Source organism: Streptomyces sp. NPDC059009 (genome assembly GCF_042740175.1).
In the GTDB taxonomy this organism is placed as follows: Bacteria; Actinomycetota; Actinomycetes; order Streptomycetales; family Streptomycetaceae; genus Streptomyces.
Genome location: NZ_JBHYJB010000068.1, coordinates 22,979 through 36,990, shown reverse-complemented (window position 1 = coordinate 36,990; position 14,012 = coordinate 22,979). Strand labels below are relative to the sequence as shown.

Genomic DNA, 14,012 nt, shown 5'->3' with positions numbered 1-14,012 from the left:
CGGTATGTCCGTCCTCGAAAAGCCGGGGGCACCGTAGGGGTACACGAGTACTGGCTTGGGTGGCGTGCTGTACTGCGGGCGGACATACCGCCGCGTCCCCACCCCTTGCGCCGTCGCCCGTCTGCAGGCCGGTCCTCGTTTCCCGCGCGAGGCGGGCCCCTTCAGCCTTGGGGGGGGCACCTTTCAGCCCGTCCGGCGTTTGAGGACGAGGCCGTTCAGGCCGATGGGGGGGCTGGGGGCGCAGCCCCCAAGGGTGCGCCAGGGCCGACGGAGTCGGCTGATTCGGGAAGGGGCGGGGTTGGGGAAAAGGCCCCTGGCAGGGGCCACCCGGCCCCCTCAGCTCGGCGGCGCCAGCAGCATCGGGAGCTCGCCGGTCCTGTTGTTCTCGGCTGGTCTGCGGCCGGACGCGAGGTCGTTCTTCCAGGTCATGAAGACGAGAGGCGTGGCGCCCTCGCCGATGGTCACCTTGGAGCCCGCGTAGCGCGCGCCGGGACGGGTCTTCTCGCGGAGCTTCTTCGCCACCGCCCGCGCCGCCCTCTTCGACGACGTCACCGCGCACAGCGTCTCCGAGGACCTGCCGCTCGCGGCGATCCGCCCGCCGATCGCCATGAGCCGGACGTCCTGGGAGCGCCGCGCGCTGTAGAAGGTGGCTTCGTAGACGTCGCCGAGACAGTCCGCGGCCTTCGCGTACGCGGGGTCGTCGGCCGCCGACTTCTTCGGCGCCGTCGTGCTCAGCCGTGGCCGGGTGTCCGGGTTGTGGACCCGTACCGACGAACTGAGCTCGTACGTCTCGGACTTGTCGTCGCCCGTGCCCCGCACGCGGATGACCTCGTCGCCGGAATCCGCCCGGTAGCCCTGCTTCTTGAGCTTGCGCGCCATCGCGTCGGCGTCGAATGTACCGGTCAGCCGCACCGAGGTGCTGCCCTCCGCCGTCACCGAGACCGAGCTGGTGACGTCCTTCTCCGTGAAGCCCCAGCGCGCCCGCACGCTCGTGCCCGCGTACGGGGACTCGACGGCCTCCGGGATGCCGAGGTGGGCCAGGTTCACGTACAGGTCCCGGTCCTTGGCGGCCAGCGGGCGGACCCGTGCGGAGTCGACGTAGTCGATGGCGCCCATGTCGGCGGACGCGGGCACCGAGGCGAGGGCCCGCTCGACCCCGGTCCCGGTCCCCTCCGCGCTCTTGGCCGAGTCGTCCGAGGAGCACGCCGTCGCCGTCAGGCCGCCTGCGAGCGCGACGGCGACCAAGGGCCGGGGGAGACGGACGAGGCGAGCGAGGCGAGCGAGACCGGGGATCCGCATGCGCGGCAGTGTGGCACAGGGGCCGCACACTCCGGTCTCACCTTGCGAACCTCTGTCTCACTTGCCGAGCTGCATCCCCGCGAACTTCATCTCCGGCCAGCGCGCCGACGGACCGTCGAGGAGGTGGTCGTCCCGGTCGCGCAGCCAGTGGTCGAAGAATGAAGTGACGTACGCCCGTTGGGCCGCCGTCGCCCGCTTCGGCTGCACCGTGCCGATGTTCTTCTCGATCACCTTCCTGCCCACCCCCGTCTGCGGCAGGATCGGCGCGAGATCCGTGTACGTCTGGTGCTGCGAGCCCCGCATCGTCACGTTCCGCTTCCAGCCCGTCGAGCGGGACAGGAACTCCTTCCACGCCGGCTCCGTCGGGCGGTCGCTGCCCATGAGGAGGAAGGGGCGGTCCAGGCCGTGGCGGGCCACCGGCATGAAGTTCGTGCCCTTGGGCTCCTGGTTGTACTCCAGGGTGCCGTCCATGTTGATCCCGGCCTTGACGCGGCGGTCCTGGTACATCGTCTGGGCCGCCGCGATGCCGCCCGCCGACTGGCCGACGGCGCCCACCTGTTGGAGATTCATGACGTTGCCGAGGCCCTTCGGGAGCGAGCTCAGGCTGTCCAGGACGAAGCTGTCGTCCGCCGCCCGGACGTCCCCGACCTTCTTCAGGAGCGCGGGGACCTTGCCCTCCTTGTCGGCCTCCGCGAACGCCTTCATCAGCGGTGCGTTGTCCACCACCCGGCCCCCGGGGAACTCGACACCCGGCGCCTCATAGGTGTGGTCGACGGTCACCACGATGTAGCCGCGGCTCGCCAACTCCTCGACCAGTGAGGTGTTCCAGGTGCGGGGGTCGCCCGCCCCCGAGGTGTAGAGGAGGACGGGGCGTCGCCCGCCGGTGGCGTCCACGGGCGCCCCCGCGTAGGCGTGCGTGCGCGTGCCCGACCAGTCCACCGCGCCCTTCGGAATGCCGTGCTGTCCGGCGGCCGCGTCCCACGCCCGGGCCGCGCCCGGCGTCATGTAGGGGGCGAGCCGGTGGCCGTGTGCCGCGCCCTTCGCCGCCGGGTACCAGACGCTGACCATCAGCTCTCGGTACGGCTGCCCGCCCACCCAGGGGTCGTGCCGCGACCGGTCCACGAGGCGCGTCGAGTACGTGCCGATGGCGTGCGGGCCCGTGGGGGCGGGGAGCTCGGCCCGTACGGGCGTGGCCGGAGCGGCCATCGCGGTGGCCGGGAAGGGCAGCAGCGTCGCGGCGAGCGCGCCGGTGGCCGCCAGGCCCAGCAGGGAACGGCGGGTCAGGGGCCGCATGCCCGGAGAGGACTTCAAGGACTTCGAAGACGTCGGCTTCATGTCCTCAATCGTCGGCCGCCGCCCCCTTCGTGACCATGGAGGACAGCCCGAGAATCCCCCTGGGGGAAATCCCCCAGGGGGAGCCCGCGAGGACTACTCGCCGCGCCGTCTGATCTTGTTGCCCAGCCAGACCAGCGGGTCGTACTTGCGGTCGACCGCCCTTTCCTTCAAGGGAATCAGCGCGTTGTCCGTGATCTTGATGCCCTCCGGGCACACCTCCGTGCAGCACTTGGTGATGTTGCAGTAGCCGAGCCCGTGCTCGTCCTGCGCCGTCTCCTTGCGGTCCAGGCCCGCCTCGGCCGCCGCGTCCAGCGGGTGCATGTCCAGCTCCGCGACCCGCATCAGGAAGCGCGGCCCGGCGAACGCCGGCTTGTTCTCCTCGTGGTCGCGCACCACATGGCAGGTGTCCTGGCACAGGAAGCACTCGATGCACTTGCGGAACTCCTGCGAGCGGTCCACGTCCTGCTGCGCCATGCGGTACTCGCCGGGGCCGAGCTCGGGCGGCGGCACGAAGGCCGGGACCTCCCGCGCCTTGGTGTAGTTGAAGCCGACGTCCGTCACCAGGTCGCGTACGACGGGGAAGGCGCGCAGCGGTGTGACGGTGATCGTCTCCTCCTGCGTGAACACCGACATGCGGGTCATGCACATCAGGCGTGGCCGTCCGTTGATCTCCGCCGAGCACGAACCGCACTTGCCCGCCTTGCAGTTCCAGCGCACGGCGAGATCAGGCGCCTGCGTCGCCTGGAGGCGGTGGATGATGTCGAGGACCACCTCGCCCTCGTTCACCTCCACCTTGAAGTCCTCCAGGCCGCCGCCCTGCACATCGCCCCGCCACACCCGGAAGGCGGCCTTGTAGCTGCTCACTCGTAAAGCTCCTCTTCGGCCAGGTACTTGACCAGCTCCTCCTTCTCGAAGAGGGCGAGCAGGTCCGGGCGGATGGGCTCGGTCGTGTCGCGGACGAGGTCGATCTGGCCCCGTACGGGATCGGTCGCCGCCAACCCGCCGGTCGGGTCGGTGAGTTGGCACAGCAGATTCACGCGGCGCCAGTCGCGGTTCATCCCCGGGTGGTCCTCGCGCGTGTGCCCGCCCCGGCTCTCCGTGCGCTCCAGGGCGGCGCGCGCCACGCACTCGCTGACCAGCAGCATGTTCCGCAGGTCGAGCGCGAGGTGCCAGCCCGGGTTGAACTGCCGGTGGCCCTCGACCCCGGCCCGCCGCGCCCGCACCCGCAGATCGGCCAGCTTCTCCAGGGCCTGCTCCATCTCGCCCTCGCGGCGGATGATGCCGACCAGGTCGTTCATGGTCTGCTGCAGCTCCTGGTGGAGGGTGTACGGGTTCTCCGGGGCGGCGCCCTCCGCCCGGTCCGCCTCGCTCTCCGCGCTGAACGGCCGTAGCGCCTCCGCCGCCGCCGTGTCCACCTGGGTGTCGTCCACCACCGGGCGCACATCGAGCTCGGCGGCGTGGCGCGCCGCGTGCAGACCCGCGCGGCGGCCGAAGACCAGCAGGTCGGACAGCGAGTTGCCGCCGAGCCGGTTGGAGCCGTGCATGCCGCCCGCGACCTCGCCCGCCGCGAACAGGCCGGGCACCCGGCGCGCGGCCGCGGTGTCCGAGTCGACGGCGATGCCGCCCATCACGTAGTGGCAGGTCGGCCCGACCTCCATGGGCTCCGCCGTGATGTCGACGTCCGCCAGCTCCTTGAACTGGTGGTACATGGACGGGAGTCGGCGCCGGATGACGTCGGCGGTCATCCGGGTCGACACGTCCAGGAAGACGCCGCCGTGCGGGGAGCCGCGCCCGGCCTTCACCTCGGAGTTGATGGCGCGGGCCACCTCGTCCCGCGGGAGCAGCTCAGGGGGGCGGCGGTTGTGGTCCGGGTCCTCGTACCAGCGGTCGCCCTCCTCCTCGGACTGGGCGTACTTCTCCTTGAAGACGTCCGGGATGTAGTCGAACATGAACCGCTTGCCCTCGGAGTTGCGCAGCACCCCGCCGTCGCCGCGCACCGACTCGGTGACGAGGATGCCCTTCACGGACGGCGGCCAGACCATGCCGGTCGGGTGGAACTGCACGAACTCCATGTTCAGGAGCGGGGCCCCGGCGAGCAGGGCCAGCGCGTGGCCGTCGCCCGTGTACTCCCACGAGTTCGACGTCACCTTGAAGGACTTGCCGATGCCGCCGGTCGCGAGAACCACGCTCGGGGCTTCGAGGACGAAGAAGCGGCCGGATTCGCGGTCGTAGCAGAAGGCCCCGCCGACCCGCTCGCCCTCCTTGAGGACGCGGGTGACCGTGCACTCCTGGAAGACCTTCAACCGGGCCTCGTAGTCCCCGAATTCACGCTTGTCCTCCTGCTGCAGCGCGACGATCTTCTGCTGGAGGGTGCGGATGAGTTCGAGGCCGGTGCGGTCGCCGACGTGTGCGAGGCGCGGATACTCGTGGCCGCCGAAGTTGCGCTGGGAGATCCGCCCGTCCGGCGTACGGTCGAAGAGGGCGCCCCAGGTCTCCAGCTCCCAGACGCGGTCCGGGGCTTCGCGCGCGTGCAGCTCGGCCATCCGCCACTGGTTGAGGAACTTGCCGCCGCGCAGGGTGTCGCGGAAGTGCACCTGCCAGTTGTCGCCGGAGTTCACATTGCCCATGGACGCCGCGATGCCGCCCTCGGCCATCACCGTATGGGCCTTGCCGAAGAGGGACTTGCAGATCACGGCGGTACGGGCGCCCTGTTCGCGCGCCTCGATCGCCGCCCTGAGCCCGGCGCCCCCGGCGCCCACGACGACAACATCCCACTGCTGCCGCTCCACTTGAGACATCAGAAGGCCCTATCCCTTAGAAGAAGCGCGGATCGTCGAAGGCACCGGACGCCACCAGATAGACGTAGAAGTCGGCGAGCGCCACGCTCACCAACGACGCCCAGGCGAGCAGCATGTGACGGGCATTCAGCTTGCCCACCCACTGCCAGGCCCGATAGCGCACCGGATGCTTCGAGAAGTGTTTGAGCTTGCCGCCGACGATGTGCCGGCAGGAGTGGCAGGACAGGGTGTAGGCCCAGATCAGCACGATGTTGACCAGGAACACCAGGGTGCCGAGCCCCATGTGTCCCCACTCGTAGTTCTCGTCGCGGAAGGAGAGCACCGTGTCGTACGTGAGGATGCCCGCCACGAGGATCGCGGCGTAGAAGAAGTAGCGGTGGATGTTCTGCAGGATCAGCGGGAAGCGGGTCTCGCCGGTGTACTTCTTGTGCGGCTCGGCCACCGCGCAGGCGGGCGGTGACGCCCAGAAGCCTCGGTAGTACGCCTTGCGGTAGTAGTAGCAGGTGAGCCGGAAGCCCAGCGGGAAGATCAGGATCAGCAGGGCGGGGGAGAGGCCCCACCAGCCGCCGAACAGCTCCCAGTTGGGCCCGTGCCGCATCGGCGCGCACTCCTCGGCGAGGCACGGCGAGTAGAACGGCGAGACGTAGGGCGCGCTGTAGTAGTCCGTGTTCGCGAAGGCCCGCCACGTCGAGTACACGACGAAGGCGAGGAGCCCGGCGGCGGTCGCGGCGGGCGCCAGCCACCAGCGGTCGGTCCGCAGATGGGCAGCGGAGATCGCGGCGCGCGTGCCGTCCCTGACGCCGCCGTGGGTCTGGCCGCTCTTCGATTGAGGTTCCGTGCCGGTTGCCAACGAGGCTCCACTCCTTAACGGGAAGCGGGACGTGGGACGCAGTGGACGCGGGTGGGGCGCCGGTGGGGCGCGGTAGGTCTAGGGCGCGTGCCGGTCGCGGGCGCCCAGGCCCTCGTCGTCGCAGTCGCCCGCGTCCGCCCACAGCGAGCTGTCATAGGGGGTGTCGGGGACGGGCACGAGGTCCGGCCGGCGCGGCTCCGGTCGCGGCGCGGGGGCCGCGGCGCGCAGCAGGGCGACGCTCTCGCGCAGATGGTCGGTGTCGGTCCGCACGCGGCGGATCTCGATGCCGCCCGCGATCTCGTCCCCGGCCTGCTGTTCCAGCCTGCCGACGGTGCGGAGCAACTCGTCGACGCAGCGCTGTACAGCGGTCAATTCGTCGTGCAGAGCCATGACTTGCCCTCACTTCAGGGTGCGGTGGCAACGCTCATGCGCCTGCGAGTGTTGCGCGTCACATCCCGGCTTGTGAAGGGATCTGCCCGGATTCCCGGCTCACGAGTGACGAAGGCGGCCGGTTCGCGCCCCCCGAGCGAGCTGCCGTGGCGACCGCTTGCCCGGATTGGGCCGCCCGAGTGGGATCCGGGGCGCCCCGCGTCGCGCCTCCGTCGCGCGAGGCCGACCGTCCACTTCAGTGGCTCGATAGATGTGATCAGCGACATATACCGCCATACGTGAAGAAACCCGGCCCGGTCCTGGTAGCGGGCGGCCGGGCGAGCCCCCGGAGGTTCCCGTCATGTCCCACGACCGCGCCAGAGCAAGAACCGTCAGGTCTGTCGTGTTCCTCGCCACCGGCGTCCTCGCCCTGCCCGCCCTCGCGGGGTGCGGGGCGGACGACGAGGCGGGGCAGCCGACCGCGGGGCAGGACCTCGCGCCCGCGGCCCGGGAGCTCGTCGCCGACGGGGGGACCGTGAACTGGGCCGTCGACGCGGTGCCCGAGACCCTCAACTCCTTCCAGTCGGACGCCGACGGGGGCACCTCGCGGGTCGCGGGCGCCGTCCTGCCGTCGCTGTTCCGCCTCGACGCCCAGGGGCGGGCGCAGCGCAACGCGGACTTCCTGGAGTCCGCGAAGGTCGTCGAGCGCGAGCCGAAGCAGGTCGTGCTCTACAAGCTCAACCAGCAGGCGGTCTGGAGCGACGGCCGGGAGATCGGCGCGGACGACTTCGCGGCCCAGTGGCGGGCCCTGTCGGGCAAGGACAGCGCGTACTGGACGGCGCGCAACGCTGGCTACGACCGGATCGAGAAGATCGAGCGCGGCGCCAACAACCTGGAGGTGCGGGTCACCTTCAACAAGCCCTACGCGGACTGGCGTTCGCTGTTCACGCCGCTGTACCCGAAGGGCGTCATGGGCACCCCGGACGCCTTCAACGACGGCGCCCGCCGGGGGCTCAAGGCGACCGCGGGGCCCTTCGCGATCGACGCCATCGACCGCCAGGCCGGCGATGTGACGCTGGTGCGCAACCCGCGCTGGTGGGGCCGCCCGGCGAAGCTGGCCAAGCTCGTGCTGCGCTCGGTGCCGCGCGACCAGCGGGCCGCCGCGATCGCCGCGGGCAAGGTCGATCTGGCCGAGATCGACGCGCCCGAGGCCGACCGGATCGCCCGCGCGGCTCGCGACCACGGCGCCCAGGGCCCGCTCACCCACGGCCCCGGCGCCGCGATCACGCCCGCCAAGGCGCTGCGCTCCTGGGCTGTCGCGCACGGCTCCGATGAGGAGGCCGCCGACAGCGAGCTCCTTGCCCGCAAGAAGACGAAGAAGGCGGTCAAGCGGTACGCCAAGGAGCAGGAGGGGCTGCGCGGCTACGTGGTCCGCAAGTCCCTGGAGCCCGCCTACACCCAGCTCGCCCTCAACGGCGCCGAGGGGCCGCTCGCCGACGACCGGGTGCGCCGGGCCGTCGCCCGCGCCCTGAACCGCACCGAGCTCGCCAAGACGGTGCTCGGGCCGCTCGGGCTCCCCGCGGAGCCGGTCGGCAGCCACCTCGCGCTCGCCGGGCAGCAGGCGTACGCGGACAACAGCGGTGCGCTCGGGGAGCAGGACACGGCGGAGGCGCAGGCACTGCTCGCGGACGCCGGGTGGACGCCGGGCGGCCCGGTCAAGGAGAAGGGCGGTACGGCGGGCAGCAAGTCCGACGCGAAGAAGAAGCATGCGTCGTCCGAGTCCGAGGAGGGCTCCGACTCCGGGGACGACGGCACGTACATCGTCGGCGAGGACGACAAACCCGCCAAACCCGCGAAGCCCGGCGACAACGGCACCTCGGTGCTGGCGCCCGCCCCGGTGGCCCGGCACCAGACGGCGGTCATCAACCGGCAGGCCGAGTGGTTCGCGCCGCGCCGCGAGGCCGACAAGGAGAAGAAGAAGGACCCGGGCGGCCACGCGAAGCAGCACCGGTCCGAGGCCAAGTCCGAGGCGAAGTCCGAAGCCAAATCGGAGAGCAAGGCGGAGGCCAAGGCCGAGGCACGGGCGGAGAAGCGGGCGCAGCGGGGCGGGGCCCCGGGCGCGTACGCCCCCAAGGGCACGGCGGCCCCCGCCGCGGTGGGCGGCCCGCTCGCCAAGGACGGCAAGCCGCTGACCCTCCGCTTCGTGCTCCCCTCGGGCCAGGGCTCGGAGTCGCTGCGCTCGGTCGCCGACCGGATCTCGCGGATGCTGGAGCGGATCGGGGTCCGCACGGAGATCTCGAAGGTCGCGGACGAGTCGTACTTCAAGGACCACATCGCCTCTGGCCAGTACGACCTGGCGCTCTACTCCTGGCCCGCCTCGGCCTTCCCGGCGACGGACGCCCGGCCGATCTTCGCCAAGCCGGTCCCGGCGGCCGACGGGTCCCTGAACGTCGAGCAGAACTACACCCGGGTCGGCTCGGACCGCATCGACCAGCTCTTCGACCAGGCGCTCGGTGAGCTGGACGAGGACGAGGAGCGCGACCTGGTCAGGAAGGCCGACGCCCGCATCTGGGCCGAGGCCGGCTCGATCCCGCTCTACCAGCGCCCCCAGCTGGTGGCGACGCGCCCCAATCTCGCGAACGCGGGTGCCTTCGGCTTCCAGGCCCCGGACTACGAGGACATCGGCTTCCTGAAGCCCTCCGCCAAGCCGAGCGGCTCCCCCTCCGCCGGTTGACGGCTCCTCAGCTCCCTCAGATTCCGCTCAACTCCCTTGCCCGCCGGGTCCTTCGGCGGGCAAGGTCATGTTCACCCATTGACCTGCTCTTCCCCTTCTGAGAACCCCACTTGCCTCAGAAGTAGCTCAACTCACGTGTAGTCCCGCACGCCCCTGGTCAGCATGTCCACGACCAATTTGCTGATCATGTACGGGGGTACGGGATGAAGCGCGTTCTCACCGCGGGCGCCGCGCTGGCACTGGCCGTCGCGGGCACGGCTGCCTGCACGTCCGCGTCCGGCGACGGGGACACGTCGTCCGCGACCCGGTGCGCGGGCACGTCCTGACCTGGTCCTCCCAGGGCACCGGATTCCTGCCCTGCGCCGACCGGCGGGAGGAGGACGCCGACCGGGACCGCACGGCCTCTCGGGCGGCCGCCCTGGAGCTCTGCCCGGAGGGCTCACCGGCGGCGAAGAAGCCGAGAATTGCCTGATCAGAGGTGCCGTCAAGGGCCCGCGCAAGCCACCTCCGGCCTTGGCCCGTAGACTGGGGTGAGGCCGTGGCGTGTCCAGCCCGGCAGGGTTCGTGTACCTCAGGTGTACGCGCGACCGTCCACTCACTCCAGGAGTACGCCGCACTATGGCCACGCGCCACGACATCCGCAACGTCGCCATCGTCGCTCACGTCGACCATGGCAAGACGACCATCGTCGACGCCATGCTCAAGCAGGCCGGTTCCTTCGCCGCGCACGCCGCAGAGTCCCTCGACGACCGCATGATGGACTCGAACGACCTGGAGCGTGAGAAGGGCATCACGATCCTCGCCAAGAACACGGCGGTGAAGTATCACCCCAAGGACGGCGGGGACCCGATCACGATCAACATCATCGACACCCCCGGCCACGCCGACTTCGGTGGCGAGGTCGAGCGCGGTCTGTCGATGGTCGACGCCGTCGTCCTGCTCGTGGACGCCTCCGAGGGACCGCTGCCGCAGACCCGCTTCGTGCTGCGCAAGGCGCTCCAGCAGCGCCTGCCCGTCATCCTGTGCATCAACAAGACGGACCGCCCGGACTCCCGCATCGACGAGGTCGTCAACGAGACGTACGACCTCTTCCTCGACCTGGACGCGGACGAGGACCAGATCGAGTTCCCGATCGTCTACGCCTGCGGCCGTGACGGCATCGCCTCGCTGACCAAGCCGGAGGACGGCACGGTCCCGGCGGACTCCAGCGACCTCCAGCCGTTCTTCAGCACGATCCTGGAGCACGTCCCGGCCCCGACGTACGACGAGGACGCGCCGCTCCAGGCCCACGTCACCAACCTCGACGCGGACAACTTCCTCGGCCGCATCGCGCTGCTCCGCGTCGAGCAGGGCGAGCTGCAGAAGGGCCAGACCGTCGCGTGGATCAAGCGTGACGGCACGATCGCGAACGTCCGCATCACCGAGCTCCTGATGACCGAGGCGCTCACCCGCAAGCCCGCCGAGAAGGCGGGCCCGGGCGACATCTGCGCGGTCGCCGGCATCCCCGACATCATGATCGGCGAGACCCTCGCCGACCCGGAGAACCCGATCGCGCTCCCGCTCATCACGGTCGACGAGCCGGCGATCTCCATGACCATCGGCACGAACACCTCGCCGCTGGTCGGCCGCGGCGGCACCGGCAAGGGCGCGGACGCCAAGGCGGCGGTCAAGGACCGCAAGGTCACCGCCCGCCAGGTCAAGGACCGCCTGGAGCGCGAGCTGATCGGTAACGTCTCGCTGCGCGTCCTGGAGACCGAGCGCCCCGACGCCTGGGAGGTGCAGGGCCGCGGTGAGCTGGCGCTGGCCATCCTGGTCGAGCAGATGCGCCGCGAGGGCTTCGAGATGACCATCGGCAAGCCGCAGGTGGTCACCAAGGAGGTCGACGGCAAGACGCACGAGCCCGTCGAGCGCATGACCATCGACGTGCCCGAGGAGCACATGGGCGCCGTCACGCAGCTCATGGGCGTCCGCAAGGGCCGCATGGACAACATGTCGAACCACGGCTCCGGCTGGGTCCGCCTGGAGTTCGTCGTGCCCTCCCGCGGCCTCATCGGCTTCCGTACGGAGTTCCTGACGCAGACCCGCGGCACGGGCATCGCGCACTCCATCCACGAGGGCCACGAGCCCTGGTTCGGCACGCTGACGACCCGTAACAACGGCTCGCTCGTCGCCGACCGCTCCGGCGCCGTCACCGCCTTCGCGATGACCAACCTCCAGGAGCGCGGCGTCCTGTTCACCGAGCCCGGCACCGAGGTGTACGAGGGCATGATCGTCGGCGAGAACTCGCGCTCCGACGACATGGACGTGAACATCACCAAGGAGAAGAAGCTCACCAACATGCGCTCCGCCTCCGCCGACTCCTTCGAGGCGATCGTCCCGCCGCGCAAGCTCTCCCTGGAGCAGTCCCTGGAGTTCTGCCGCGACGACGAGTGCGTCGAGGTGACCCCGGAGGCCGTGCGCATCCGCAAGGTCGTCCTGGACCAGAAGGAGCGGGGCCGTGCGGCGTCCCGCGCCAAGCACAACTAGGCTCCACTAGGCTGTGAACTGAGGCTGGCCGTAGGCTAGTTAACGTCGTCCGAGGCCGGTTTTCGCCCACCCCTTGACAGGGGACGTGGCGGGGACCGGCCTCTGGCGTTCCTCCAGCCCCTTCCGCAACCCGTTTTCGTCCGGCAACTGTCCGGTATACGGACGTCGCTGACCGTTAGATGGGTAACACGTCCGTTTCGCAACCATCTATCTCGGATCGGTTTGTCCGGATTTTGGAAGTTGTACGGAGCAGGTGTGATTGAACCGAGACCAAAAGGGTGTGGTCGGGCGGTACCGGATGGCTAATAGTTGACCGCGTATAGCTCGGGTCAATGGGTCACGCGCTGTGGGGAGCGCCGACTCACGAGCACACTCGGGGTACCGAACTTCGCCGTCAGGGGTGGCGGCGTGGTGTCACGTACCCCCTCTTGTAGTGAACAAGTGGACTCATGAGGAGGAACCCCATGCGTGGTGCCAAGAGCGCCAAGTGGGTCGCGATAGCCGGTGTTGTGGCCCTGGGTGCCACCGCCTGTGGTGGCGGCAGCGGCAGCGGAAACACGGGCAAGGTCGACCCCAAGGGGATCGTCAGCTACGCCAACGGTGAGCCGCAGAACGATCTGCAGCCGGCCAACACCATGGAGGCGTACGGCAGCGTCGTCATCGACTCGATGTTCACGCCGCTCCTTGGCTACACCTCCTCGGGTGAGCTCAAGAACATGAACGCCGAGTCGGTCACCCCCGACAAGGACAACAAGGTCTGGACCGTCAAGCTCAAGAAGGGCTGGAAGTTCCACAACGGCGAGCCGGTCACGGCCAAGTCCTACGTGGACGCCTGGAACTTCGCGGCCAACCCGGAGAACGGCCAGCAGAACAGCTCCTGGTACCGCGACATCGTCGGCTACGACAAGGTCCACCCCGCCAAGAAGGGCGCCAAGCCCTCGGCGAAGGAGATGACCGGCCTCAAGGTCGTCGACGAGAACACCTTCACGATCACGCTGAACAGCGGGATCCCGTACTTCTCGTACAAGCTGGCCTACCGCGCCTTCGACCCGCTGCCCTCGGTCGCCATCAAGGACCCGAAGAAGTACGGCCAGGCCCCCGTCGGCAACGGCCCGTACAAGTTCAAGAGCTGGGAGCACAAGAAGTCGATCCAGGTGACCGCCTGGTCCGGCTACCAGGGCGAGAACAAGCCCAAGAACGGCGGCATCAACTTCAAGGCGTACACGACGCCGAACGCGGCCTACCAGGACCTGCGCTCGAACAACGTGGACACCATGCCGCTCGTGCCGGACACCGAGCTCGCCAACTACAAGAACGACTTCGGTGACCGCGCGATCACCCAGGACTTCTCGGCGATCAACACGATCAACCCGGCGTTCTACAACGACACGTTCAAGGACATCGACGTCAAGGTCGTCCAGGGCCTGTCGATGGCGATCGACCGTGACACCATCGCCAAGACCACGTTCTACGGCACCCGTGAGTCGGCCACCGGCTGGGTCGCCAAGGGCGTGAAGGGCTACGAGCCCGGCGCCTGTGGTGAGTTCTGCAAGTTCAACCCGACGAAGGCCAAGCAGTTCATCAAGGACGGCGGCGGCGTTCCGGGCAACAAGATCATGATCCAGTACAACGCCGACCAGCCGCACAAGGCGTGGGTCGACGCGGTGTGCAACAGCATCACCAAGTCGACCGGCGTGAAGTGCGTCGGCGACCCGAAGACGGACTTCCAGGCTGACACCGAGGTGCGCGACGCGCACAAGGTCAAGTCGATGTACCGCTCGGGCTGGGTCCTCGACTACCCGTTCAACGGCAACTTCCTCGCCGACCTGTACGGCACCGGCGTCGATGGCAACAAGGGCGACTTCTCGGACAAGAAGTTCGACGAGCTGACCAAGAAGGCCGACGCGGCCAAGACCGTGGACGACTCCGCGAAGCTCTACAACGAGGCCGAGAAGGAGCTCGCGAAGACCTTCCCGGGCATCCCGCTCTGGTACAACAAGGTCAACTCCGCCTACTCGGAGAACGTCAAGAACGTCAAGTTCGACCAGGCCGGTGACCCGATCCTGACCGACGTTCAGGTCTTCGAGAAGAAGTAGTAGTC

Annotated in this window: 11 protein-coding genes; 5 read left to right on the top strand and 6 right to left on the bottom strand. The window is 69.5% G+C overall.

The window, feature by feature from the left end:
* Positions 1–336: 336 nt before the first annotated feature.
* The 6 genes from ACFWYM_RS42465 to ACFWYM_RS42440 form a co-directional block, all read right to left on the bottom strand.
* A complete protein-coding gene (locus tag ACFWYM_RS42465) occupies positions 337–1,299 on the bottom strand; it encodes a hypothetical protein (RefSeq protein ID WP_384850351.1) in 963 nt (320 codons plus the stop codon).
* A gap of 57 nt (positions 1,300–1,356) precedes the next feature.
* Positions 1,357–2,634 (bottom strand): alpha/beta hydrolase family protein, encoded by a 1,278-nt coding sequence (locus ACFWYM_RS42460; protein WP_384850348.1) that lies wholly within the window; start codon positions 2,632–2,634, stop codon positions 1,357–1,359.
* A 93-nt stretch (positions 2,635–2,727) separates the two neighbouring features.
* Positions 2,728–3,498 carry a succinate dehydrogenase/fumarate reductase iron-sulfur subunit gene (locus ACFWYM_RS42455; RefSeq protein ID WP_384850345.1) on the bottom strand — a complete coding sequence of 257 codons (771 nt, stop codon included), beginning with the start codon at positions 3,496–3,498 and terminating at the stop codon, positions 2,728–2,730.
* Positions 3,495–5,432 (bottom strand): fumarate reductase/succinate dehydrogenase flavoprotein subunit, encoded by a 1,938-nt coding sequence (locus ACFWYM_RS42450; RefSeq protein WP_384850342.1) that lies wholly within the window; start codon positions 5,430–5,432, stop codon positions 3,495–3,497. The genes ACFWYM_RS42455 and ACFWYM_RS42450 overlap by 4 nt, the downstream gene beginning before the upstream one ends.
* A 16-nt stretch (positions 5,433–5,448) precedes the next feature.
* The gene (locus ACFWYM_RS42445; protein WP_384850339.1) at positions 5,449–6,282 is read right to left on the bottom strand and encodes a hypothetical protein; all 834 of its coding nucleotides are present in this window, start codon (positions 6,280–6,282) and stop codon (positions 5,449–5,451) included.
* Positions 6,283–6,360: 78 nt separating this feature from the next.
* Positions 6,361–6,672 carry a hypothetical protein gene (locus tag ACFWYM_RS42440; protein WP_384850336.1) on the bottom strand — a complete coding sequence of 104 codons (312 nt, stop codon included), beginning with the start codon at positions 6,670–6,672 and terminating at the stop codon, positions 6,361–6,363.
* Between the two features lie 340 nt (positions 6,673–7,012).
* Between ACFWYM_RS42440 and ACFWYM_RS42435 the strand changes: the two genes are divergently transcribed.
* From ACFWYM_RS42435 to ACFWYM_RS42415, 5 genes are all read left to right on the top strand, one after another.
* Positions 7,013–9,385: an ABC transporter family substrate-binding protein gene (locus tag ACFWYM_RS42435; RefSeq protein WP_384850333.1), complete on the top strand. Its 2,373-nt coding sequence runs from the start codon at positions 7,013–7,015 to the stop codon at positions 9,383–9,385.
* A 203-nt stretch (positions 9,386–9,588) separates the two neighbouring features.
* Entirely contained in the window at positions 9,589–9,711 is a 123-nt protein-coding gene (locus tag ACFWYM_RS42430; protein ID WP_384850330.1) for a hypothetical protein, read from the top strand.
* Positions 9,693–9,857, top strand: coding sequence for a hypothetical protein (locus ACFWYM_RS42425; RefSeq protein ID WP_384850327.1), 165 nt, complete (start codon positions 9,693–9,695; stop codon positions 9,855–9,857). Before ACFWYM_RS42430 ends, ACFWYM_RS42425 begins: the two co-directional genes overlap by 19 nt.
* Before the next feature lie 146 nt (positions 9,858–10,003).
* A complete protein-coding gene (gene typA / locus ACFWYM_RS42420; RefSeq protein ID WP_384850324.1) occupies positions 10,004–11,911 on the top strand; it encodes a translational GTPase TypA in 1,908 nt (635 codons plus the stop codon).
* 464 nt (positions 11,912–12,375) lie between these two features.
* Positions 12,376–14,007, top strand: coding sequence for an ABC transporter substrate-binding protein (locus ACFWYM_RS42415; protein WP_384850321.1), 1,632 nt, complete (start codon positions 12,376–12,378; stop codon positions 14,005–14,007).
* Positions 14,008–14,012: the final 5 nt, after the last annotated feature.

What these genes read in the sequence shown, in the direction of transcription:
- ACFWYM_RS42465 (WP_384850351.1), bottom strand. Translation starts at nt 1,299, where the DNA reads ATGCGGATCCCCGGTCTCGCTCGCCTCGCTCGCCTCGTCCGTCTCCCC.
- ACFWYM_RS42460 (WP_384850348.1), bottom strand. Translation starts at nt 2,634, where the DNA reads ATGAAGCCGACGTCTTCGAAGTCCTTGAAGTCCTCTCCGGGCATGCGG.
- ACFWYM_RS42450 (WP_384850342.1), bottom strand. Translation starts at nt 5,432, where the DNA reads ATGTCTCAAGTGGAGCGGCAGCAGTGGGATGTTGTCGTCGTGGGCGCC.
- ACFWYM_RS42440 (WP_384850336.1), bottom strand. Translation starts at nt 6,672, where the DNA reads ATGGCTCTGCACGACGAATTGACCGCTGTACAGCGCTGCGTCGACGAG.
- ACFWYM_RS42435 (WP_384850333.1), top strand. Translation starts at nt 7,013, where the DNA reads ATGTCCCACGACCGCGCCAGAGCAAGAACCGTCAGGTCTGTCGTGTTC.
- ACFWYM_RS42430 (WP_384850330.1), top strand. Translation starts at nt 9,589, where the DNA reads ATGAAGCGCGTTCTCACCGCGGGCGCCGCGCTGGCACTGGCCGTCGCG.
- typA (WP_384850324.1), top strand. Translation starts at nt 10,004, where the DNA reads ATGGCCACGCGCCACGACATCCGCAACGTCGCCATCGTCGCTCACGTC.
- ACFWYM_RS42415 (WP_384850321.1), top strand. Translation starts at nt 12,376, where the DNA reads ATGCGTGGTGCCAAGAGCGCCAAGTGGGTCGCGATAGCCGGTGTTGTG.